The following is a 21,387-nucleotide window of genomic DNA, read 5'->3' as shown; positions in this document are numbered from 1 at the left end:
AGGTGGGCCTGGGCTCAGCTGCCGTGCGGCTTGCGCAGGTCGAAGAGGTGCCGCGTGCTGTGCGCCACGAAGGGACCCTCGGCCTCGATGCGCTCGTGCAGGTCGCGCAGCCGGTCGCGGTACTCCTCGACGGTGAAGCCGGGGACCATCCAGACGACCTTGCGCAGGAAGTGGACGACGGCGCCGACATCGCGGAACTCCATCCGCAGCCGCTCCGCCCGCAGACCGATGACCTCGAGCCCGGCGGACTCGGCGTCGGCACGCTCGCGCTCGGGGTCGCGGTGGCCGTAGCTCTCCTGGGGCAGCGGCCCCAGAAAGTACTCGATCAGCTCGAAGACGCTGGCGGGACCGACGTGCTGGGCGAAGTACGTGCCGCCGGGCGCGAGTACGCGGGCGATCTCGCCCCAGTGCGGCTGGACCGGGTGCCGGCTGACGACGAGATCGAAGGCGCCGTCGGCGAAGGGCAGGGGCGCGTCGTCGGGCGAGGCGACGACCGGGACACCGCGCGGCCGGAGCAGTCGGGTGGCCTTGGCGACGTTGGGCGCCCATCCCTCGGTGGCGACGACGAGCGGGGGCCGGCGGTCGGCCCCGCTCTGTTGGAGGGCGAAGTCCAGTACCTCCCCTCCCCCGGTCTGCACGTCCAGCACGGCGGTGGCCTCGGCCAGCCGCCCCGCCATGGACAGGGCGTACCCCCAGGAAGGCCGCGCCTCGGTGGCCCGCCCCTCGAACCAGGAGAAGTCCCACCCTTCGGTGGGCACGGAGGCGCCTTCGGCGAGGAGGTCGTCGAAGGTACGGGGGTGAGGCTGGGCGGACATGCGGGCGGATCCGTTCAATGGGTGGGGTGAAGGCGCGCGTGGACGGGGGGGATTAGGAGGAGGCCTACTTCACCAGGGGCCGGATCTCCTCGGCGGCGAACCGCACGAACGCCTCCGGGTCGGGCTCGTCCCCGGTCGGCTGGAGGATCACGGTGTCGGCGCCGGCCTCGGCCAACCGCCGCACGGCCTCGGCAACGGCCTCCGCGTCCCCCGCGACCCCGAGACCGGGCACGTCCGCGTCGCCCTCGGCGACCAGTTCGGCCCGCAGCCGCTCGCCCGCGCCGGACCCGGTGGCGGTGAGGAGATAGACGACGACGGTGTGCGCGTCCGTCCGCCCGCCGACCGCCCGCCCCTCCTCGATGAGCCGCCGGGCCCGCCGCACCCCGTCGGGCGGGGTGGACGCCGTGAGTACGGTCCCGTCGGCGGCCTCACCGGCCAGCCGCAGCGAACGGGGCCCGGTGGCGCCGGCGAACACCTCGACGGCTCCGGCGGGCGGCCAGTCGAGCGCGACGTCGTCGAGCCGGACGTAGCGCCCTTCGGTCGTCACCCGCTGTCCGTCCAACAGGGCCCGGAGGGCAAGCAGATACTCGCGCAGCAGCGTGACGGGCGACTCGGCCCGCGCCCCCACCTGCCCCATCCAGTCCTGCACCCCGTGCCCGACGCCGAGAACGGCCCGGCCGGGGAACATCCGGTGCAGGGTGGCGGCCTCCATCGCGGTGATGGCCACGTTCCGCAGGGGCACGGGCAGCAGCCCGACCCCGACCCGGACCCGTTCGGTCCACGCGAGCGCGGCGGCGACGGTGGAGATCCCACCCTCGCGGAAGCAGTCCTCCCAGAGCCACAACTCCTCCAGCCCGGCCTCATCGGCAACACGAGCGACGGAACGCAGCCGCTCTGGGGCGAGCTGGGGGCGGAATACGGCACCGAGTCCAGTCATGCCGTCTTCCTACCCTCGGCCGGGCCACGGGACAACAGCATTAAGCGATTACGCCTACTGGACGGCCCCCAGGAAGGAGGCGGCAGCCCGGCACTTCGACCAGGGGACGGTCCTGGGCTTCGTCGAGGGCACGGCGTGAACTTCGGCGCGACGCCCACGACCGCTCGCCGGACACCAGCGGAGGCGGTTCGCCCAGGGGGCGACGGCACCGGGGCGAGCAAGGCTCCGCGTCACCGCGTAGCACCGGATAGCACACCCCGCTAGCATGGGGGCATGAGCACACAGCCCGAGATCACCCAACGCGACCTGCGCACCAGGTCGAAGGAGATCATGGACGCCGTCCAGGGCGGCCGCTCCTTCATCGTCACCCGCGACGGACACCGCATCGGCGAGCTCATCCCTCTGCGCCGGCGCCGCCGCTTCGTCCCGCGCGGGGAGTTCGCAGCCATGTCCCGCACCGCCCCTGACCTCTCTCTGGACGCCTTCCGCGCCGACCAGGACGCGACCGCAGAGCACGGCACGGACGACCCCTATGCCCGGTGAGCACCAGCAGGGCCTTCTCGACACCAACATCATGATCCTGCGCCGTTGGATCGACCCGGAGGAGCTGCCGGCGGAGATGGCGATCACCGCCGTCACCCTGGCCGAGCTGTCCGCCGGACCTCACGAGGTCCGCAGCAACACCGAGCAGGACGACTACGACGAGCACGCCGAGCGGGCCCGCAGAATCGACGTCGTCCAGCGGGCGGAGAACGAATTCGATCCCCTCCCCTTTGACGCGGAGGCCGCCCGGGTCTACGGCCGCGTCTGCGCCGCCGTCATCAGCGTGGGACGCAAACCCCGGCGCCGGGTCGCCGACCTGATGATCGCCTCGATCGCCATCGCCGAGGGTCTCCCCCTCTACACCACCAATCCCGACGACTTCAGAGGCCTCGACGCCCTCCTCACCATCGCCCCCGTCACCCGGCCGAGAGTTCTCCACGACCGTTGACGGCGAGGCCTATCAGCGGTTGACGGTGGAGCGCCGCACGCCCCTGCCCCATCTGCGCCCGGGCAAGCGCGGTCACCCGAGCGGTTCTGGGAACGTGAGGCCGGCCGAGGTGGCGCTTCATCGGTTCACGGCCTGGATCTCCTGGACGACGACATTCTGAGTTGCACCGAACTCGCCGTCGGGGAGGTCACCTCCGGCCCCACCGCTCCCAGTCCAGTGGATCTCCCACGTGACCGTCGCCTGAAGCGGGAATGTGCCGTCGCCCGAGGAACGCAGGTACTTCACTCCGCACGGTGGCGTGGCATCCGCCTTGCCCTTCGCGTACGGCGCACCGATGCGACCATCGTTGATTTCGCATACGCCCGACGCGGGATACGTCTCGGCATCCGGGGTGCCCGGCTTGATCTCCAGTGAGACCGGCTCCGCCGTGGCCGTCGCATTGATACCGATGGCCTCCACGGACGCGGTGACCGAAACGGGCTTGAACTCGGCACCGTCCAGCCACGCCCACGTCGGCAGGTTCACCTTGGTCGCTTCTGTCGGCGCCAGTGTCACCTCGGTGCCCGGGACGCGGATCTCCGCGTAGGCGAGTTCGGCGAGGACCTCCGGGGTGACGGCGTTCTCGATGTCTGCGGGCGGGGGGTCGCCCGTGTCGACCCAGAAGTAGTCCTTGTCACACGAGTCCCAGCCCGGCGGGTAGCTCTTGTTCACGTACGTCCCCCACCAGTAGCCCTTGCCGGTCTTGTCCTTGTTGAAGCCCTTCTTCTCGTCCTTGGCGTTGTACTTCTCCCGCTGCTTGGCGTCCCACTCGTACCCCGTAGAGCCGACCTCCCAGATCGGTTCCAGATACTCTTGGAGCTGCTTCGGCGTGTACTTGGGGGCATACCAGCAGGCCGGCGGCGACCACGAGGTGGTCGACGTCACCGCACCAGCTGAATCGCCGCTACCGTTCTTCGAATGATCGAAGACGACACCTTTGACCATTACGGAGACGGATCCATCCTCGCCAGTGTCGGCGCGCTGTTCTGTCTCCCCGTCCGTTCCGCCACCGAAGCCCTTTTCCGCGTGGGCTGGGCCAACAGCACAAAGCATCAGGGTGGCCAGGCCAACAGGCAGAACCAGAAATCTACTTCGCTTCATGGCTGGCACTTTGAGCTCCCCCGCTCCGAAACCAGTCGCTCCGTAACCCAGACGCCCTTGCCGTTCTTGCGCAGAGTGCCTGCATACAGGACGTAGCTGTCTTTCGTCACCGATGTGACGTCAGTCTTCCCCGTCTTAAGGAACTTGTTGAACGCCTTACTCTGGTCCTCGCAGTACACAAGTGAAGCGGTACCGTCGCCCTTGACGTTCACGCTCTCACCGTAGTAGCGAGTCATGCCGGTCGTACGCGCCTTGTGATCAATGAAGTCCTGGATGTACTTCTGGCTTCCAGCGGCAGCTTCGCCTTCGGAGTAGAAGCGATAGGCCTCGTGAAGCGGGTCCTGCTCCGCAATGGCCATGTCCACGGCCCTGATGCGCTGTTCGGCATCATGCAGCACGGCATCCTTGACTGGATCACCGGTCTTGTCCCACTCGAACTTGTACGTCACATCGGTCGGCAACTCGATCTTCGGCCGGTCCGCCTCAGCCGGAGCGGACTCGCTGGGTGACGTCGACGGCTCGCTGCCTGTGTCAGCACCTGCGATCTTGTCCTTCTCGTCGGAGGAACTGTCGTCGCCTCCGCACGCGGACAGCGTCAGGGCCGCAGCGGCGGTCAGCGTGAGCGCTGCGAGTAGGGAGGGGCGGCGGCGAGTCACGGTGGGCTCCTGGGTGGGACGAGGGTTCTCTTCAGCGAAGTAACGCTATCCACCAGGGCCGAGGGACACCAGAGGAAACCTGCCTCCCTGCAGTCGCCTGCGAGCTAAAGCAGCCGCGGAGCAGGCGTCTTCGGCCGGAGAAGCGGCTCACCAGGAAGGTGCCGCTGCCCGAACGATCAGACGACAGATCCGCCTCACCCAGCGGAGCAACAGGAGGTCGACGGGTCGCCTCCCATCACCCGGCAGCTGGTCCGGTACCCCTGTCGTCGAACTGTCGTGCCTTGTAAGTTTCCGTGTGCATACGGTTGTTGTTGATGCGCGTGGGCTGACGGGGGTTGCGTGATGGTGGGCCACAGGCCGAGTGACTGGCATGTCCTGGACCTGGACAAGGACCCGACCCCGGGGGATCCGCAGCGAGTGCGCACGCTCGCGAGGACACTGCACGACTTCGCCGACGACGTGTCGGAGGCGTTGCGTCTGGTGAAGGGCATGGCCGGGGAGTCGACGCTGGCGGAGTGGGCGGGCAAGTCGGCGACGGTCTTCAAGGAGGAGTTCTCCGGGGTTCCGAAGAACTTGAAGAAGCTGGAGAAGTCGTACGGGATGTGCGGCGACGCCCTCGCCGACTTCTGGCCGAAGCTGGAGCGCGCCCAGACCCTCGCCGACAAGGCGCTGGTCAAGGCACGCGAGGCACGCGACGACCTGTCCTCCGCCCATTCGAAGCTGTCCTCGGCGGACTCGTGGGTGACGCGGGCGTCGAAGGAGGCCGACAAGTACAAGGACGACCCCACCGGCAGCAAGTCCGACGCCGACAAGCCGGACGAGGCGAAGGTCCGCGCTGCCACCCGTGACGCCCAGCACGCCAAGACCGCGCAGACCAACGCCCAGTCGGCCGTCGACTCCGCCCAGGGCGCCCTGGACGCGGCGAAGAAGATGGCCGAGGACGCGCGCAAGATGCGTGACGACGCCGCCCGCGAGGCCAAGAGCAAGATCGACGAGGCGTCCGACGCCGGCATCCAGAACCGGTCGTGGTGGGAGGACGTCGGCGACTGGTTCTCCGACAACTGGGACAACATCGTCGCGGTCTGCAAGGTCGTCGTCGCGGTCGTCGGCATCGTGGCGATGATCATCGGCGGACCGATCCTGGGCGCGATCGTCCTGGTCGCCGCCCTCGTCGTCCTGGCCGACACGCTCTACAAATACAGCAAGGGCCAAGCGTCCCTGTGGGACGTGGGGCTGGCGGCGCTGGACTGCATACCCGGCATGAAAGGCCTGACCACCCTCGGCGGACTCGCCAAGGGTCTCAAGACCGCCGGCGCAATGGGCCTCAAAGGCATGACCGCAGGACTGAAAGGGCTCGGCAAGAGCGCCCGCGGGATGCTGACCAACGGCGCCAAGGGCGCCTACAACCGGCTCAGGAGCGTGATCCGCAGCAAGGGCAGTGACCCCGTCGACATGGCTACCGGCGCCATGTATCTGTCACAGCTCGATGTGGAACTTCCTGGCTCTCTTCCTCTGGCCTTCACACGCCGCGTCGCCTCTGACTACCGATGCGGCTGGTGGTTCGGCCCGACCTGGGCCTCCACCATCGACCAGCGCCTCGAGATCGACGAGGCGGGCATCGTCTTCGTCACCGAGGACGGACTCCTGCTGGCATACAAGCATCCCGGCGCCCCCCACAAGCCGGTACTGCCAGACGCAGGCCCGCGGTGGCCTCTCGTCCTCGGGAAGGACGGCGGTTACCGAATCGACGATCTGACAGGTCGGGTCCGCCACTTCGCCCAGCCCTCCGGCGACGGCATCGCACTGCTCGCTCGTATCACCGACCGCAATCAGCACACGCTGCACTTCGACTACGACGCCGAAGGGGCTCCCTCGGCCATCCGCCACTCCGCCGGATATCACCTCGGTCTGACGACTGACGACGGAAGGGTCGTCGCTCTGACCCTGGTCGGGGCCGGTGAGAACGGTTCAGACGTGCTCGTCAAGCGCTACGGCTACACCGACGGCAACCTCACGGAGGTCTACGACTCCTCCGGGCTCCCTCTGCGTTTCGCCTACGACGAGCGGCTCCGCGTGGTCTCGTGGACCGACACGAACGACAGCCGCTACTCGTATACCTACGATGACCGGGACCGCTGCGTCGCGGAAGGCGGTGAAGCCGGGCACATCACCGTCACACTCGATTACGACGGCCAGAGCCCCGAGTGGCCGGGTTGCCTCATCACGACCCTCACTACTGCCGAAGGCGCGGTCAGCCGCTTCGTCGTCAACGGTGCAAGCCAGGTCACTGCCGAGATCGACGCCCTTGGCGGCACGGTGCTGACGTCCTACGACGAACACCATCACGTCGTATCCCGGACCGACGCGCTCGGTCACCGAACGACACTCAGCCGGGACGGCTCCGGTCGGCCCACGGAGTTGGTCCGTGTGGACGGGGCGGCATTCCGCTTCGCGTACAACTCGGAAGACCTCCTCGAGAGGATCGAGCGACCCGACGGAGGTGCATGGCGCCGAGAGTACGACGACCGTGGCAACTGCACAGCCCTGGTGGATCCTTCGGTGGCAGTCACCCGGTTCACCTACGACTCCGACGGAGCTGTCAGAGAGGTGACCGATGATCTCGGCGGCGTACGGACGGTGCGCTGTGACGCCGCCGGCCTGCCCATCGCCACGACGGACACCCTGCGCGCCACCACCACATGGCGGCGGGACGCCTTCGGCAGAGTTGTTGAGTACTTCGACCCCCGAGGCCGGATCACCCGGCTGACCTGGACCATCGAAGGCCGTCTGACGGGGCTGACGACGCCCGACGGTCAGACCGAATCGTGGACCTACGACGGAGAGGGTAACTGCACGAGCCACACCACTCCGGCCGGTGCAACCACCTGCTTCGAGTACACCCACTTCGACCTGCCATCGGCGCGCATCGGCCCCGATGGGGCGCGCTACGAGTTCCTCCATGACCACAACCTGAGACTTGTCCAGGTGACCAACCCTCACGGACTGGTCTGGACCTACGAGCACGACGCGGCAGGGCGACTTGTGGCGGAGACTGATTTCGACGGACGCCGTCTCTCGTACACCCATGACGCGGCCGGGCGCCTCACCTCACGCACCGACAGCTCCGGCCACACCGTGAATTACGTCTATGACTCCGTCGGTGACCTGGTGGAGAAGCGCTGCGCCGAACGCGTCACCCACTTCGCCTACGACCTGAACCGACATCTGACGTCGGCCACGACCCCTGGTGCGGAGCTGATCCTCACGCGCGATGCCAACGGCAACGTCACTTCTGAGACGGTCAACGGCAGACAGACGACGTATGCGTACGACCCGCTGGGGCGAGTGACCCGCCGCACGACACCGTCCGGGGCTACGAGCACGTGGCGCTACGACGCGGCAGGCAACCGCTCGCGACTCGACGCTTCGGGTCATGACCTGCAGTTCCAACAGGACTGGTCTGGCCTGGAGACCGCCCGGCTGACCAGGGGCGGCACCGTATTCACCCAGACGTACGACGACCTGGGGCGACTTACGACACAGGGCCTTGTGCGCGGCGAACAGGGTTTGATGCACCGGGAGTACGCCTACGCAACCGACGGAAACCTGATCGGCGTACAAGACTCCCATTCCGGGGCCCGCCGGTTCGAACTCGACGCGGCTCACCGGGTCACGGCGGTGAGTGCTGAACAGTGGTCCGAACGCTATGCCTACGACGAGGCGGGCAACGTGACGGCTGCGTCGTGGCCCGACCGCCATCCCGGCGCGGAGGCGACCGGCTCCCGCGCCTACACGGGGACGCGGATCACTCGGGCGGGGCGAACGCGCTACTCCTACGATGCTTCGGGCCGCGTCGTGGCGCGTCGGAAGAAGCACCTCTCGCGTGGGGCGCAGACGTGGTGCTACAGCTGGGACTGCGAGGACCGGCTGACATCCGTCCGTACTCCGGACGGCACCCACTGGCGCTACGTCTACGACCCGCTGGGCCGGCGCCTCGCCAAGCAACGACTGGCACCGGACGGCGAGACGGTGGCTGAGCAGACCGACTTCACGTGGGACGGAGCCGTTCTGTGCGAGCAGACGGCCGACATAGGGGGCGGGGCACGTCGCGTGGCCACGACGTGGGATCACGACGGCTTCCATCCCGTCGCACAGACGGAACGCATCCTTAGCGCTGACACGTCCCAGCAGGAAATCGACTCCCGCTTCTTCTCCATCGTCACGGACCTGGTCGGCAGCCCGACTGAGCTTGTCGACGAAGAGGGAAACATCGTCTGGCACAAACGGTCCACACTCTGGGGCGTCACTGCGTGGAACGCCGACGCCACCGCATACACACCCCTCCGTTTCCCCGGGCAGTACTACGACCCCGAGACGGGCCTGCACTACAACTACTTCAGGCACTACGACCCCGAGACGGCCCGTTATCTCACGCCGGACCCGCTCGGCCTGGCACCGGCGCCCAATCCGGTCACGTATGTGGATAATCCGCACACCGGTGTCGATCTTCTCGGCCTGAGCCCCTACTACAGCGAAATCGCACCCAACGGACAGCGCGGACCCGCCTACGCCGTTGTCACCCCTCAGACGCTGGACGACGCTGCTGCCAACCTCATCGGCAGTCCGCCTGGACGAGGCGCGCGCTATGCCCCTCCGGGGTTCCAGGGTGGGGGTGCCGGGCACTCGCGCGGGCACTTGATCGGGCAGCAGTTCGGTGGCGATGGAAGAGACATGCGGAACATCGTCACCCAGGGGTCCAGTCAGAACAACGGCCCCATCTCAGACGCCGAAGACCTCATTGCCGATCACGTAAGAGGCACGGGCAACACTGTCACCATGAGTGTGACTCCCGAGTACGCAAACGGGGGCAGTGTCCCCAGTCACGTGCTCATCGAGGCCGTCGACGACGTCGGCTGGTCCTTCAGCAGAAGACTGCCCAACATGTAGAAGGAAATCTGATCATGGACACCGCGGATGCCGCCTTGTCTCGCCTCAGTACACTGTGCCCCCCTCCGGCTCGCCCGGCACTCGGTCGGGCCACCGGACACATCACGATCCCGGCCAGCCATAAGGCACTGATCGAAACATATGGAACGGGGTGTTTCGATGAATTCCTGTGGATTTTCGCGGAGGGCGCCCAGAGTGGCCAGCTCGACATCCCCGAGCGCACCCGCGACCTGCGGACCGTTCTACAAAGAAAGAAACTCAACGCAATCCATGACGATCTGGGCGAGCAAAAATTCGATGCCGACGATCTCATCCAATGGGGGGTGACTGACAATGCCGATCTATTGACCTGGATCGCTCGTGGGAGTCCGGAGGAGTGGCCGACCGCGATCATCCAGGCGGGGCAGTTGCGTGCAGTCGTCTCCCCACGCAGTTCGACGGCGACGGTCCTCGACCTACTCACGCGTGCGACGGTCGTTCCGTTCTTCCCACCCGACTTCCCCGCCGATCGTCCTGAGTTCTCCACGAACCCCTACGGCTGACCCACCAGGGCTCGACCCCTGCAGGCAGTCCGCAATCCGCAGGGCGGTCGGACCTCAGCATGCTGGCAGCATTTCGCGTGCCAGGGAACGGTATGAGCGGAATGAGTAAATGGTAGATGTAAGTGCGGAAGTGAACCAGCTGTCCGAGCTCGACGAGCTCACCGGCCCCGCGGCGGCGGCCGTTCTCGACGCTGCGCACTGGGCTGGACATCGCAGGAATCCGGCGAAGGAATGGCCGACGACCTGGCGGCGCGGCGACGCCCATGCGTGGATCCAGGGAGACGGACCCGTGGTTCAGGTGGAGTTCACCGTCTGGCACCGAGACGTCGATGAAGAGCGGCCGATCCGGACCCGTACATCGACGACCTTTATGACGCTGCTTCCGCAGAACTTCCGGGCCTCGTCGCCCAGCTCGAATCAGGGGCCCTCGGAGCCCGGCTGGAGAGCACCGACGAGGATCTGACGGTCGGCTCGGACTATGTCGATCACACCGCGTGGCGGATCTCGGACAAGGTCGTCCTGGCAGGAGCCAAGCACGACGACACCGACATGCCCGTACAACTGGTCGTGGTGGTACGCAACTACGGCATCGACGCGGAAGGCGACGGCGGAGAGTGGCTGTAGCGGGCGCGTGAGCTCGAGGAAACCAACACTGCGGCCCCGGCGGGTGGCCGACCACGAGGAGGACACCGGGAGGGGACGGGCGGCGCTGACAGGACGGGGACGTCGGTGGGACGTTCCGAATACGGATGCCCATCGACGTGGCCACGCAAGGCCATCGGCTCGTCGGCAGCCTCACGCCGTATCAGCGGTTCACGGCCTGGATCTCCTGGACGACGACGTTCTGCGTTGCACCGAACGCTCCGTCGGGGAGATCACCTCCCGCGCCGCCGCTGCCGGTCCAGTGGATCTCCCACGTGACCGTCGCCTGAAGCGGGAATGTGCCGTCGCCCGAGGAACGCAGGTACTTCACTCCGCACGGTGGCGTGGCGTCCGCCTTGCCCTTCGCGTACGGCTCACCAATGCGACCGTCATTGATTTCGCATACGCCCGAAGCCGGGTAGGTCTCGGCATCCGCGGTTCCCGGCTTGATCTCCAGTGAGACCGGCTCCGCCGTGGCCGTCGCCTCGATACCGATGGCCTCCACGGACGCGGTGACCGAAACGGGCTTGAACTCGGCAACGTCCAGCCACGCCCACGTCGGCAGGTTCACTTTGGTCGCCTCGGCGGGCGCAAGTGTCACCTCGGTTCCCGGGACGCGGATCTCCGCGTAGGCGAGTTCGGCGAGGACCTCCGGAGTGACGGCGTTCTCGATGTCGGCGGGCGGGGCATCGCCCGTGTCGACCCAGAAGTAGTCTTCGTCACACGAGTCCCAACCCGGCGGGTAGCTCTTATTGACGTACGAGCTCCACCAATAGCCCTTACCGGTCTTGTCCTTGTTGAAGCCCTTCTTCTCGTCCTTGGCGTTGTACTTCTCCCGCTGCTTGGCATCCCACTCGTACCCCGTAGAGCCGACCTCCCAGATCGGTTCCAGGTACTTCTGCAACTGCTCGGGGGTGTACTTGGGGGCGTACCAGCACGGTGGCGGCGTCCAGGACGTGGACGAGGTCAACGCCCCCGCAGAACCACCGCTGCCGTTCTTGGAGCGATCGAACACCACACCGCCGACGGTGACCCCGACAGTGCCCTCGGGGCCGGTCTCCGCACGCTGTTCCGTTTCCGTGTTCTGCGTGCCGTCCAGAATATCGTCCGCTCGTGCCGAGCCGGGCAGGGCGAGAAATGAGAAAGATGCGCCGACCATGACGGTGATCGGTAGCACTCTCATCGCACGGGTCAGGGCTGGCACTTGGCACTCCCACTCTGCGAGACGACCTTCTGAATCTGCCACACGCCTTCACTGTTCTTCCGGAGTGAGGTGTGGTAGATGACGTAGCTCTTTGCGGTTACCTCAGTTTTCCTGACCTTGTTGGTCTTGAGGTACTTCACATACGCCTTGCCCTGGTCCTCGCAGTATGTGAAGGACGCCGTACCGTCATCGTCGACCGTTACTTCCGGGGCGTAGAAGCGGTAACTCCCTGTGAGCCCCGCCTTCTGATCAACGTAGTTCTGAATGAACTCCTGCGTACCGGCCGCGGCCTCGCCCTCGTAGTAGTAGAGGTATGCCTTGTCGAGTGCGTCCTGGTTCACGATGGCCAGGTCCACGGCCTTGATGGACTGCTCACTGTCGGCAAGCACCGCATCCTTGTCCTTGTCGCCCGTCTTGGGCCACTCGAACTTGTAGGAGAGGTCCGAGGGCAGTTCGATCTCCGGTCGGTCCGCCGTCGACGGTTCGGACGTGTCCGGTGAGGCCGACGGGGTAGAACTGCCCGTGTCCGCGCCCGCGATCTTGTCCTTCGCGTCGGAGGAGCTGTCGTCGCCTCCGCATGCGGACAGCGTCAGGGCCGCAGCGGCGGTCAGCGTGAGCGCTGCGAGTAGGGAGGGGCGGCGGCGAGTCACGGTGGGCTCCTGGGTGGGACGAGGGTTCTCTTCAGCGAAGCAACGCTATCCACCGGGCTCCGGCCGCACCAGGGTGAAACCTGTATCCCCGCGGTGCCCTATGGGTCCAAATCAGCCTTACGTGTGGCTTCTTCGGCCATAACTGTTGCGTAACACGAGAGGGTCCGCACTCCGGTTGCAGGGTCCCGGTGTTGTTCCAGAACATTTCGTAGAGGAAGCAGCAAAGGCTCAGGACGTGGCGGGGAGGCGTGTCGGGATGGGGCGGCGGCTATGGCGGGACGGGACGGGTGTCCTGGTGGTGGAGGGGGAGGCCGGGGTGCCTGGAGTGCGGGTGCCGCTGGAGATTGCCCGGTCGTACCGTGCGCGTGCCCGCGGGTTGTTGGGGCGGGGCTCCCTTGACGGGGCGATGCTGCTCACTCCCGCCGGCAGCGTGCACACCTTCCGGATGCGGATGGCCATCGACGTGGCCTACCTCGACCGGCGGTTCCGCGTCATCGCCGTACGCACCATGCGGCCTGGCCGGCTGGGGCTGCCCCGGCTGCGTTCCCGGCATGTGCTGGAGGCCGAGGCCGGGGCCATGGCCGGGTGGGGGGTGCGGGTGGGGGCGCAGATCCTCGTCGTCGAAGGGTAGGGGCAGGTTGCATCCGTCGGGGGCACGGCCACTGACACCGTATGAGCTGTCCAGCCCCGCTGAGCCGGCTGCCTCTACGTCTCGCCAGGTGCGGCCGCTGTGCGACCGGCCGACTCACCTCGTTGTCAGTTGGAAACGATGTCGAGGACGACCGTCCCGTCCGCTCCGGCAGCTACCTGAATCACCACAGCGTCGGGGCGGGGGGCCGGCCTGGTGCCGTCGCCCAGACCGCCGCAGGAATTGCCGCTGCCGTTGCCACGGAGAACGGTGAGGCACCCCCGCCCCGGACCGCGAGCACTGCCCTTGGACTGGCCTTGACCTGACTCGACCGTGTAGGCGACCTCGTTCGGGCCGACCTCGGTGACGCGCAGGGTCGCCGCTCCGGACGGGCCGCGGAAGTGGACCGTGACCGGCTCGGGCACCAGGATCTGACAGTCACCGTCCGCGCAGGCGCCGATGTCGCGCCCGTCCGCCGCCGACGGCGAGGGGCGCGTGGTGACAGTGCCGTCGGCGACGGAGCCGGACGAGGGTGGAGGCGAGGAGGATTGCGCCGACCCGGTCTTCGCCCCTTGACCATTCTGCGAGGGCACCCCGTCGGCCTCGTGCGAGCCGTCGCAGCCGGTTGTCGTCACCAAGGTCAGCAGCGCCACGATGAGGAGAGACCTGCCTGATGACGTCGCTGCCATCGCCCTCTCCCCCAGCGTTGCCCGCTGCCTCGGTGCAGCCCTCGCCGACCAGCATTCCCAAGTCACTCGGTCAGTATGTCCGGGCGCGGGCGCAGCCTCACGCCAAGTACTGGCGGGCCCGGTCCCTCGGCAGCACAGCCCACATGCGCGTTCCGCCTCCCGGTTCGCGGGCGTCGCCGAAGCCCCAGTCCCCGCGGCACGCCCGGACCACGCAGGCCATGACCCGGAGCGCCGACCTGCGCCGGGCTTCACAGGCGGCCGCGAGGCGGGGGTGCGTGTGGCGGGCGTGGCCGTCGTAGAGGATCACCCGGAGTGCCTCGTCGCGGTAGCGCAGCGCGATGTACACCTCGGCGGTGGGTGTGAAACGGCAGGCACAGGCGACGAGTTCACTCATCACCTGCACCGCGGCCTCGGTCATGCCTTCCAGACCGTGCGTCCGGAGGATGGTGCGCGTCGCCGCGCGAGCTACGGACGCGCTCTGCGGGGCGGCGGGGAGGGTGAGGCTGTACGCCAGGGCTTCCGGGCGCGGCTGCCCGGGGAGCGGGTCGTCGGGGAGTGGGGCGAGACAGGTCGTGAGGGACGCAGGCATGGCAACTCCTCGTTTTGATGGGGTGGTTGATGTCGGCCCGGTGGCTCGTCCCCCTGACGCGAGTACACCCCTCCCAGGGCAGGAGAGTGCGGGCAGGCTCGCGCGATGCCTTTCCGGGTCGATGCGGGTCGTAGTCGACCTGTCACCGAATGTACGGGCAGACAGGGAACGTGTGCCACCTTCTTGAGGAAATTGTCTCCAACGAGTTGGATCGACTGGGGTACTGAGGGCAGACTGGAGGTCGGCCAGGGGGAGGAAGGCGTCGAATGCCAACACGTGCAACACCCACCGTGCGACAGCGGCGAGTGGGTGCAGAGCTGCGCAAGCTACGCATGGCGGCGGGGCGGAACACGGAGTACGCCGCCGGGCTGCTCGGACTGGACAGGACGAAGGTCTCCAACATGGAGGCGGGTGTCCGCGCCATCTCCCCCGAGCGCATCCAGATACTCGCCAGCGACTACGAATGCAGGGATCAGGTGTACATCGACGCACTGATCAGCATGGCTGAGTCGCGCAAGCGCGGCTGGTGGGATCACTACAGGGGCCAGCTTCCGCAAGGTCTACTGGACGTAGCTGAGTTGGAGTGGTTCTCCACACGTCTGCGGAGCCTGCAGACGGTGCACATCCCTGGGCTCCTGCAGTTGAGCGGATACGCCCGCGCCGTATTCGATTCCGCACTACCGCCCCTGCCCAGGTCGGAAGTCGAGCTACGCGTTGCGTTGCGCATGCAGCGGCAGAAGGTCCTGGATCACGACAGCGCTGTCGAATACGTGACCTACGTGCACGAATGCGCGCTGCACATGCAGTTCGGGGGGCGGCGGAACACACGGGAGCAGTTGGACCACCTTTGCGAGGTGTCCGAGCGAGACAACGTCGACCTGCGCGTTCTCCCAGTTGAAGTTGGCGCATTTCCCGGTGCAGGGCACGCTGTCCTCTACGCCCACGGCGTGGTGTCCCAACTCGACACCGTGCAACTCGACTCCGCGCATGGCGGAGAGTTCACTCACGCCGATGCGCAGCTTGCGAAGTACGGTGCTCACATGGACTGGTGGCACGCGAGGTCATTTGATCCGCAGCGTTCCCGGGACCTCATTCACTCCATCGCACGTCAACTCTGAGGAGCCGTCATGGCCGACATCAGCTGGGAAGAGCCGTTCTGCGCAGAAGGAAACAACTGCTTTCGCATAGGTACCGACCCCGAAGGCAACGCCTACATCGCCGTCGCCGGGCAGGAGGACCGCCCTCTCACCGACAGCCGTGAAGCTCTCCGGTCGCTCATCCTGGAGATCAAGGCGGGCAAGGCGGACCATCTGCTCTGAGTCGGTCAGTCAGCTTCCCGTGCGGGGGAAGGAGACCTCTACCCTGCGGTTCTTCTTGCGGCCGGCCTCCGTCGAGTTGTCGGCGATGGGGTACTGCTCGCCGTAGCCGCGGACCTCGTAGGTGATGCCGGCGTCGTTCAGGGACTGGGACAGGACGTCGTGTACGGCGTTGGCGCGCTTCTTGGAGAGTACGTCGCCGTGGGCGGAGGAGCCGAGGTTGTCGGTGAAGCCGAAGACTCGGACGCGGGTGGCGTTCTGGGTCTTGATCTCCTCGGCGATTCCGGTGATACGGGACTTCGACTCCGCGCCGAGTTTCGCGCTGTCCTTGCCGAACAGGACCTCCGCCTGGAGCGCGAGGGTCACGCTCGTGTTGGTGTCCTCGCGGCGTTCGTCGCCGCTCTGTTCCTCCACGACGGACTTGATGTCCAGCACCTTCGCCTGCGCGAGCGTGGCCCCGTCGGGGAGCTTCAGGTCCGGGTCGTTGGGGTCCACGTCCATGGGGGCGGAGGCGGAGGGTTCGGTGCCCGGGGGGTCGTTGGGGTCGTCGTCGGCGTGGGAGGTCGTGGTGCCGTAGATGGTCGTGGCGAGTACGAGCGTGACAGCGGCTGCCAGGCGCGGGGGTGAGGTCATGGCGGGCTCACCCCGAGATTTCGATGGTGCCGGTCGTGAACATGGGCAGTTGAAGTGTCACCTCGGTGGCATCGGCCGGGGGCGCAGGGAACTGCATGAAGACCGGCAAGGTCTCGCCTGTCTTCATCGCTGGGAAGTTGGTGGTCGTGAGTGGGCGCCCGTCCGTGTCACGCAGCACGTAGTAGCGCTTCTTGCCCTTGGAATCCACCAGGGTGGCGCCGCCGAGAGAGCTGCCGTTCCGGATGATCTCGGTCTCGTTTCCGCTCAGTTGGGCGGGAACGTTGACGGTTTTGCTTCCATCGTTCTTCAGATCGCCGCTCACCGTGATGAAGCCCCCCGCATCTCGTTGTGCGGCGGTGACTTTGAGGAACAGACCGTTGGGGCCCTTCAGCTCGGCCAGGGTCTCCTCCGAGTCTCCCTCCTGGGCATCCGGCTGGGCCTCACTGCTCTTGGAGGAGGACGACGAAGCCTCCGGTTTGTCGTCGTCGCCTCCACCACCACAGCCCACCAGGGCGAAGGCCAGCACGACCGCGACGGGCCAGGCGGCCAGTCCTCCGCGGGCCCTTGTTGTGAACCGAATGCTCATGTCTCCGCTTCCTTCGTCCTCGTCGTTCGCTTGTCAGCTGTCGGCCAGATGGACATAGAACAGGTCCTCGGGTTTCGGTAGGTCCGAGAGATCATCCGGCTTCAACTCCCACTCCTCGCCGCCCTGGCAGGAGAGCCTGGGCAGCGCGTCGTCGGCAGAATCTTCGGCGAGCGGCTTGAACGAGCAGCGGGCCTCGATGACGGCGGTCGCGGTCTCGGTCGCCGTCTGGCTTTCCGTGCCCGGCACGATGGTGTCCCCCACGGTGTCGTTGGTCTCGGCGACGACCGTGTAGCCCAGGAGTCCGTCCGGTTCGCAGTCCACGCTCGCGTCGTTGCGTGCCGCCAGCTCATGAGCCCGCCAGCACGCACTCGGCAACGGCGCCCTGCCCTCGAAGATGTCCAGCCATGTATCGGGCTCCAGCACGTTCTCGAGCCATTCGTCCGCAAGACCGTCCCGGGTCTCCATGGCCGCCGCGAGAGCCGCGGCGTCGGCCGCCGTCTGTGCCTCACTGCGAGTCGCGGCGGCCTGGCCGACCGCGAAGTACGCGAACGCGAGAAAGAGCAGGCCCCCCACCACCGTGATGTAGATGGGGAATGCCTGCCCTGCGTCACAGTTCCGGCGAGAAAGCCTCAACCGCCGGTTACCTCGGTGATCTTGTCCTTGATCGCGTTGTAAATCGTCTGCCCGATATCCGTCCCCGTGATCGCCAGCACGATCGCCACCACCACCGCGATGATCCCCAGGTACTCCACAGCCGTCTGGCCCTTGTCGTTGCGGGCGGCGGCGCGGGTGTGCAGGTGGGCGGTGGTGGTGTGGAGCCAGTTGGTCATGGTGTTCCCCTCCAGGGTGGACGGCTGCTGTGGGTCGGTCCATCGAGGTCGCCCCGGGCGCGCGGTGGATGTGGGGGGCGGGTCGCCGGCCGGTCGTGCCGGGTATCGTGTCGTCCACGAACTCCACCCCCCTCGCGCTCCGTTGGGACCCCGACCTGTCGGGAGTACCAGACAACGACTCTCCCACAGCAGATTGCAAGTGCGAAAGGTATTGCACGGAAGTAGCCCCACTGGGCCTTAGATCATTGGTTGTTGACGTCATCGCTTCGTGTGCAGTCGCACCGTGATGGTTTACGCCGCCCCCTTTCACCGGCCGCGTCATCGACATGACGTTCTCCCCCCTCCCTACTCGCCCGTGATCGTTCCGAAGTCCGTCCCCGAACCCAGGATCAGGCCCGCGCCGAGGAGGATCATCGTGGCCGGGACCATGAAGGTCGTGATCATCATCGTGGCCTTGGGGACGGCTCGCGCGGCCTTGCGGCGGGCGTTCTGGGCGTCGGTGCGGCGCATGTCCTTGGCCAGGGAGACCAGGGTCTCGACGATGGGGGCGCCCAGTTCCTCGCCCTGCTGGAGCGCTGTCACGAACATCGCCACCTGTTCGGAGTCGTTGCGCCGGCGCAGCTTCGCGAAGGCCTGGCGGCGGCTCATACCGAGGTCCATCTGGCGTAGCGTGATGCGGAGTTCGTCCGCCCAGGGGCCCTCGTAGCGCATCGCCACGCGGTCCAGGGCCTGGCGGAAGCCGAGGCCCGCGCTCACCACGACCGCCAGTACGTCCAGGAAGTCCGGGAGCGTGCGCTCGATGACGTCCTTGCGGATGCGGATCGCCGACCATATGCCGACCTCCGTCCAGAACGCGCCGAAGGCCAGGAGGAGGAGGGCGACCACGAACTGGCCACGGAGGAGGAAGACCAGGAAGCCCACCGCGCCCAGGCAGCCGTAGACCGCGCGGCGGGCGGCGTAGCGGTCGATGGTCAGGCCGCCGGGGTTGCCCGCCAGGTCGATCCTGCGGCGGTACCTGGCCACCAGGGCCGGGCCCATCAGGCGCAGGACGGCGGGTGCGTAGCGCATGCCCATGCGGTCGATGAGGGAGTCCACCGGGCCGGTGCGGGTGGAACCGACCTCCAGGGCGAGGGCGAGGTCGTCGGGGAGTTTGGCCTCGGCCCGGTACATGCGGATGCCCGCGAAGACGCCCCACACGGCCACGCCCATGAGCAGGGCGAGGAGGAGTTCGATTCCCGGTCTCATTCCCGTTCCCATTCCCGTTCCCATTCCCGTTCCCATTCCAGCCCCCTCAGACGTCGATGCGAGAAAGGCGGCGGATGAGGACGAAGCCGACCGCGTAGAGGGCGAAGGCGATGATCACCGCCGCCTGGCCGACCGAGGAGCCCGTCATGCGTTCCAGGGCGCCGTCCTTCACGCCGTTCATCAGGAACAACGAGCCGACGCCCAGGACAGGGACGGCGTACGAGGTCATGTTGACCTGGGAGAGTTGGGTACGGACCTCCCGCCGGGTCTCCTTGCGCTCCTCCAGCGTCTCCGTGAGGTTGCGCAGGGCGCTGACCACCTGGCCGCCCGCGCGGTTGGAGAGGACGAGGGTGGTGACCAGCACGACGAGTTCGCGGGACGGGAGGCGGTCGGCCAGTTCGCCGAGGGCGTCGTCCATCGAGGCGCCGATGGCGAGTTGGTCGGCCACCTTGCCGAGTTCCTCGCCGGCCGGGGCCTCCAGTTCCTCTGCCGCCATGCCGATCGCGGTGCGCAGGGCGAGGCCGGCCTGGGTGGCGTTGGCGAGGATGCGGGCGAGTTCGGGAAGCTGGTTGATGAACTTCTCGATGCGTTTCTGGCGTTGCCAGTTGAGGAACTGGACGGCGGCGCCGATGCCCAGCAGGCCGGCGAGCGGGCCGAAGAAGGGGGCCAGGACGGCCTGGCCCACCAGCCACAGGCCGGCGACCGCCGCCACCATGTAGGCGAAGAACTCGCCGGGCGTGATGTCCAGGCCGGTGGCGGCCAGGCGCAGTTCCAGCTTCCTGCCGAGCTTGGTGCGGCGCAGGCGGCGGTCCAGGGTGGGGAAGCGGCGCCGTCGGCCGGTTACCGGTATCTGCCCGGTGGCCGAGAGGCGGTCGACCAGGGCGGCGCGCTGGGCCCGGCCGGCGGCGTAGGAGTGCAGGCCGACGACCGCCAGGACGCAGGTCAGCAGCGTGATGCCGGTGGTGAGCGTGACGAGCGTTTCCAGTTTCATCCGGCGGTCCTACCTGGCCTCTCGGGTGGTGAGCTGGTCCAGGGAGTGGGCGACGCCGAAGGCCTGCGGGACGGGCTGGTTGGCCATGTAGAGGCGCTCGGCGGTGCGGTGCGGGAGGGGGAAGTACTCGTACGCACCGTGCACGCGGCCGTCCGCGGTCATCGGGCGGGCGTTGAAGCGGGCGACCGTGGCCAGGCGGTACGGCTCGCCCCCATGGCTGGCCAGCAGGGCGATCTCGGTGATGCGGCGGGCGCCGTCGGCGAAGCGGGTGAGCTGGACGACGACGTCGACGGAGCTGTTGATCTGGTCGTGCAGGGCGACGAACGGGATCTCCACGTCCGACATCGAGGCCAGGGTTTGGAGACGCATGAGGGCGTCCTCCGCGCTGTTGGCGTGGACCGTGGCGAGCGAGCCGTCGTGACCCGTCGACATGGCCTGGAGCATGTCCAGGGACTCGCCGCCGCGGACCTCGCCTACGACGATGCGGTCGGGGCGCATGCGCAGCGAGTTGCGGACGAGGTCGCGGATGGTGACGCGGCCCTGGCCCTCGACGTTGGGCGGGCGCGACTCCAGGCGGATGACGTGGGCCTGCTGGAGCTGGAGTTCCGCCGAGTCCTCGATGGTGATGATGCGGTCGGACTCGGGGATCAGGCCGGAGAGGGCGTTGAGGAGCGTCGTCTTCCCGGTGCCGGTCGCGCCCGAGACGATGATGTTGAAGCGGGCCTGCACGAGGCCGGCCAGCAGGTACAGCATGTGTTCGTCGAGCGAGCCGAGGCCGATCAGCTCGTGGAGGGTGAAGGAGCGCGGGAAGCGGCGGATGGTGAGCGTCGCGCCGGTGAGGGAGAGCGGCGGGATGATGACGTTGACGCGCTCGCCGGAGGGGAGGCGCGCGTCCACCATCGGGTTCGACTCGTCCACGCGGCGGTTGACCGTGGAGACGATCCGCTCGATGGTCTGCATCAGCTGGTCGTGGGAGGCGAAGCGGAGGGGGAGCTGTTCGACGCGGCCGCCGCGCTCGACGAAGATCGCGTCGGGGCCGTTCACCATGATCTCCGTGACGGACGCGTCCTCAAGGAGCGGTTCCAGGATGCCGAGGCCGAGGGCCTCGTCCACCACCCGGCGGATCAGCTGGGAGCGTTCGACCGTGGACAGGACCGGGCCCTCGCGGCTGATGATGTGGCCGAGGACCCGTTCCAGGCGGGCCCGGCGTTCGGCCATCGCGAGGGAACTCATCTCCGCGAGGTCGATCTCCTCCAGGAGCTTGGCCCGGTAGGAGGCGACCAGGTGTCCGTCCTCGCCCCGGCTGCCGTGCTCCTCGGGCGAGTGGATGCGTGCGCGCAGGCTCATGCGTCCTCG

The 21,387-nt window shown here is 67.4% G+C and carries 23 protein-coding genes; 8 read left to right on the top strand and 15 right to left on the bottom strand.

All coding sequences use genetic code 11. The features are described 5' to 3' along the window. Nucleotides 1-14 precede the first annotated feature (14 nt). On the bottom strand, nt 15-815 hold the full coding sequence (locus ACFWR9_RS27505) for a class I SAM-dependent methyltransferase (protein ID WP_383846565.1): 801 nt from the start codon (nt 813-815) through the stop codon (nt 15-17). A gap of 64 nt (nt 816-879) precedes the next feature. After that, nucleotides 880-1,752 (bottom strand): LLM class flavin-dependent oxidoreductase, encoded by an 873-nt coding sequence (locus ACFWR9_RS27500; protein WP_383846564.1) that lies wholly within the window; start codon nt 1,750-1,752, stop codon nt 880-882. A gap of 273 nt (nt 1,753-2,025) precedes the next feature. On the opposite strand from ACFWR9_RS27500, the gene ACFWR9_RS27495 reads away from it, so the two are divergent. Next, entirely contained in the window at nt 2,026-2,295 is a 270-nt protein-coding gene (locus ACFWR9_RS27495) for a type II toxin-antitoxin system Phd/YefM family antitoxin (protein ID WP_383846563.1), read from the top strand. Continuing rightward, a complete protein-coding gene (locus ACFWR9_RS27490) occupies nt 2,285-2,743 on the top strand; it encodes a type II toxin-antitoxin system VapC family toxin (protein ID WP_383846562.1) in 459 nt (152 codons plus the stop codon). The genes ACFWR9_RS27495 and ACFWR9_RS27490 overlap by 11 nt, the downstream gene beginning before the upstream one ends. Before the next feature lie 117 nt (nt 2,744-2,860). On the opposite strand, the gene ACFWR9_RS27485 is transcribed toward ACFWR9_RS27490, so the two are convergent. Both ACFWR9_RS27485 and ACFWR9_RS27480 read right to left on the bottom strand, forming a co-directional pair. After that, on the bottom strand, nt 2,861-3,835 hold the full coding sequence (locus ACFWR9_RS27485) for a hypothetical protein (protein WP_383846573.1): 975 nt from the start codon (nt 3,833-3,835) through the stop codon (nt 2,861-2,863). Nucleotides 3,836-3,879: 44 nt separating this feature from the next. Further along, nucleotides 3,880-4,539: a hypothetical protein gene (locus ACFWR9_RS27480; protein ID WP_383846561.1), complete on the bottom strand. Its 660-nt coding sequence runs from the start codon at nt 4,537-4,539 to the stop codon at nt 3,880-3,882. 342 nt (nt 4,540-4,881) lie between these two features. Here ACFWR9_RS27480 and ACFWR9_RS27475 point away from each other — a divergent pair, with 342 nt between their 5' ends. The 3 genes from ACFWR9_RS27475 (at nt 4,882) to ACFWR9_RS27465 (ending at nt 10,491) form a co-directional block, all read left to right on the top strand. Next, nucleotides 4,882-9,486: a DUF6531 domain-containing protein gene (locus tag ACFWR9_RS27475; protein WP_383846560.1), complete on the top strand. Its 4,605-nt coding sequence runs from the start codon at nt 4,882-4,884 to the stop codon at nt 9,484-9,486. 14 nt (nt 9,487-9,500) lie between these two features. Next, entirely contained in the window at nt 9,501-10,028 is a 528-nt protein-coding gene (locus tag ACFWR9_RS27470; protein WP_383846559.1) for a hypothetical protein, read from the top strand. A 130-nt stretch (nt 10,029-10,158) separates the two neighbouring features. Then, nucleotides 10,159-10,491, top strand: a complete 333-nt coding sequence (locus tag ACFWR9_RS27465) for a hypothetical protein (protein WP_383846558.1) — start codon at nt 10,159-10,161, stop codon at nt 10,489-10,491. 342 nt (nt 10,492-10,833) lie between these two features. Here ACFWR9_RS27465 and ACFWR9_RS27460 read toward each other — a convergent pair whose 3' ends face one another. Both ACFWR9_RS27460 and ACFWR9_RS27455 read right to left on the bottom strand, forming a co-directional pair. After that, nucleotides 10,834-11,874, bottom strand: a complete 1,041-nt coding sequence (locus tag ACFWR9_RS27460; RefSeq protein WP_383846557.1) for a hypothetical protein — start codon at nt 11,872-11,874, stop codon at nt 10,834-10,836. Beyond that, nucleotides 11,862-12,524: a hypothetical protein gene (locus ACFWR9_RS27455; RefSeq protein WP_383846556.1), complete on the bottom strand. Its 663-nt coding sequence runs from the start codon at nt 12,522-12,524 to the stop codon at nt 11,862-11,864. Before ACFWR9_RS27455 ends, ACFWR9_RS27460 begins: the two co-directional genes overlap by 13 nt. A 256-nt stretch (nt 12,525-12,780) precedes the next feature. Between ACFWR9_RS27455 and ACFWR9_RS27450 the strand changes: the two genes are divergently transcribed. After that, nucleotides 12,781-13,155 carry a DUF192 domain-containing protein gene (locus ACFWR9_RS27450; protein WP_383846555.1) on the top strand — a complete coding sequence of 125 codons (375 nt, stop codon included), beginning with the start codon at nt 12,781-12,783 and terminating at the stop codon, nt 13,153-13,155. Nucleotides 13,156-13,280: 125 nt separating this feature from the next. On the opposite strand, the gene ACFWR9_RS27445 is transcribed toward ACFWR9_RS27450, so the two are convergent. Continuing rightward, nucleotides 13,281-13,841 carry a hypothetical protein gene (locus ACFWR9_RS27445; RefSeq protein WP_383846554.1) on the bottom strand — a complete coding sequence of 187 codons (561 nt, stop codon included), beginning with the start codon at nt 13,839-13,841 and terminating at the stop codon, nt 13,281-13,283. Nucleotides 13,842-13,938: 97 nt separating this feature from the next. Beyond that, nucleotides 13,939-14,430 carry an ATP-binding protein gene (locus tag ACFWR9_RS27440; RefSeq protein WP_383846553.1) on the bottom strand — a complete coding sequence of 164 codons (492 nt, stop codon included), beginning with the start codon at nt 14,428-14,430 and terminating at the stop codon, nt 13,939-13,941. A 266-nt stretch (nt 14,431-14,696) separates the two neighbouring features. Between ACFWR9_RS27440 and ACFWR9_RS27435 the strand changes: the two genes are divergently transcribed. Then, a complete protein-coding gene (locus ACFWR9_RS27435; protein ID WP_383846552.1) occupies nt 14,697-15,548 on the top strand; it encodes a helix-turn-helix domain-containing protein in 852 nt (283 codons plus the stop codon). Between the two features lie 9 nt (nt 15,549-15,557). After that, entirely contained in the window at nt 15,558-15,749 is a 192-nt protein-coding gene (locus ACFWR9_RS27430) for a hypothetical protein (protein ID WP_383846551.1), read from the top strand. A 9-nt stretch (nt 15,750-15,758) separates the two neighbouring features. Here the strand turns inward: ACFWR9_RS27430 and ACFWR9_RS27425 are convergent, their stop codons facing one another. The 7 genes from ACFWR9_RS27425 to ACFWR9_RS27395 all read right to left on the bottom strand — a co-directional run bounded on the left by ACFWR9_RS27425 (nt 15,759) and on the right by ACFWR9_RS27395 (nt 21,378). Further along, nucleotides 15,759-16,379, bottom strand: coding sequence for an OmpA family protein (locus tag ACFWR9_RS27425; RefSeq protein WP_383846550.1), 621 nt, complete (start codon nt 16,377-16,379; stop codon nt 15,759-15,761). A 7-nt stretch (nt 16,380-16,386) separates the two neighbouring features. Beyond that, nucleotides 16,387-16,965, bottom strand: a complete 579-nt coding sequence (locus ACFWR9_RS27420) for a hypothetical protein (RefSeq protein WP_383846549.1) — start codon at nt 16,963-16,965, stop codon at nt 16,387-16,389. A 33-nt stretch (nt 16,966-16,998) separates the two neighbouring features. Next, nucleotides 16,999-17,598: a pilus assembly protein TadG-related protein gene (locus ACFWR9_RS27415; protein WP_383846548.1), complete on the bottom strand. Its 600-nt coding sequence runs from the start codon at nt 17,596-17,598 to the stop codon at nt 16,999-17,001. Beyond that, complete coding sequence (locus ACFWR9_RS27410) at nt 17,595-17,795, bottom strand: Flp family type IVb pilin (protein ID WP_383846547.1); 201 nt, start codon at nt 17,793-17,795, stop codon at nt 17,595-17,597. The genes ACFWR9_RS27415 and ACFWR9_RS27410 overlap by 4 nt, the downstream gene beginning before the upstream one ends. 345 nt (nt 17,796-18,140) lie before the next feature. After that, nucleotides 18,141-19,040, bottom strand: a complete 900-nt coding sequence (locus tag ACFWR9_RS27405; RefSeq protein WP_383846546.1) for a DUF5936 domain-containing protein — start codon at nt 19,038-19,040, stop codon at nt 18,141-18,143. 46 nt (nt 19,041-19,086) lie between these two features. Beyond that, the gene (locus ACFWR9_RS27400; protein ID WP_383846545.1) at nt 19,087-20,031 is read right to left on the bottom strand and encodes a type II secretion system F family protein; all 945 of its coding nucleotides are present in this window, start codon (nt 20,029-20,031) and stop codon (nt 19,087-19,089) included. A gap of 9 nt (nt 20,032-20,040) precedes the next feature. Beyond that, nucleotides 20,041-21,378, bottom strand: a complete 1,338-nt coding sequence (locus ACFWR9_RS27395) for a CpaF family protein (RefSeq protein WP_383846544.1) — start codon at nt 21,376-21,378, stop codon at nt 20,041-20,043. Nucleotides 21,379-21,387: the final 9 nt, after the last annotated feature.

This window comes from Streptomyces sp. NPDC058534 (assembly GCF_042717365.1).
GTDB lineage: Bacteria > Actinomycetota > Actinomycetes > Streptomycetales > Streptomycetaceae > Streptomyces.
This window is presented reverse-complemented; position numbering and strand designations above follow the sequence as displayed.

Coding starts and splice junctions, on each gene's coding strand:
- ACFWR9_RS27405 (WP_383846546.1), bottom strand. CDS start 19,040: ATGAGACCGGGAATCGAACTCCTCCTCGCCCTGCTCATGGGCGTGGCC.
- ACFWR9_RS27495 (WP_383846563.1), top strand. CDS start 2,026: ATGAGCACACAGCCCGAGATCACCCAACGCGACCTGCGCACCAGGTCG.
- ACFWR9_RS27395 (WP_383846544.1), bottom strand. CDS start 21,378: ATGAGCCTGCGCGCACGCATCCACTCGCCCGAGGAGCACGGCAGCCGG.
- ACFWR9_RS27470 (WP_383846559.1), top strand. CDS start 9,501: ATGGACACCGCGGATGCCGCCTTGTCTCGCCTCAGTACACTGTGCCCC.
- ACFWR9_RS27440 (WP_383846553.1), bottom strand. CDS start 14,430: ATGCCTGCGTCCCTCACGACCTGTCTCGCCCCACTCCCCGACGACCCG.
- ACFWR9_RS27485 (WP_383846573.1), bottom strand. CDS start 3,835: ATGCTTTGTGCTGTTGGCCCAGCCCACGCGGAAAAGGGCTTCGGTGGC.
- ACFWR9_RS27435 (WP_383846552.1), top strand. CDS start 14,697: ATGCCAACACGTGCAACACCCACCGTGCGACAGCGGCGAGTGGGTGCA.
- ACFWR9_RS27490 (WP_383846562.1), top strand. CDS start 2,285: ATGCCCGGTGAGCACCAGCAGGGCCTTCTCGACACCAACATCATGATC.
- ACFWR9_RS27420 (WP_383846549.1), bottom strand. CDS start 16,965: ATGAGCATTCGGTTCACAACAAGGGCCCGCGGAGGACTGGCCGCCTGG.
- ACFWR9_RS27505 (WP_383846565.1), bottom strand. CDS start 815: ATGTCCGCCCAGCCTCACCCCCGTACCTTCGACGACCTCCTCGCCGAA.
- ACFWR9_RS27445 (WP_383846554.1), bottom strand. CDS start 13,841: ATGGCAGCGACGTCATCAGGCAGGTCTCTCCTCATCGTGGCGCTGCTG.
- ACFWR9_RS27475 (WP_383846560.1), top strand. CDS start 4,882: ATGGTGGGCCACAGGCCGAGTGACTGGCATGTCCTGGACCTGGACAAG.
- ACFWR9_RS27400 (WP_383846545.1), bottom strand. CDS start 20,031: ATGAAACTGGAAACGCTCGTCACGCTCACCACCGGCATCACGCTGCTG.
- ACFWR9_RS27500 (WP_383846564.1), bottom strand. CDS start 1,752: ATGACTGGACTCGGTGCCGTATTCCGCCCCCAGCTCGCCCCAGAGCGG.
- ACFWR9_RS27410 (WP_383846547.1), bottom strand. CDS start 17,795: ATGACCAACTGGCTCCACACCACCACCGCCCACCTGCACACCCGCGCC.
- ACFWR9_RS27450 (WP_383846555.1), top strand. CDS start 12,781: ATGGGGCGGCGGCTATGGCGGGACGGGACGGGTGTCCTGGTGGTGGAG.
- ACFWR9_RS27425 (WP_383846550.1), bottom strand. CDS start 16,379: ATGACCTCACCCCCGCGCCTGGCAGCCGCTGTCACGCTCGTACTCGCC.
- ACFWR9_RS27430 (WP_383846551.1), top strand. CDS start 15,558: ATGGCCGACATCAGCTGGGAAGAGCCGTTCTGCGCAGAAGGAAACAAC.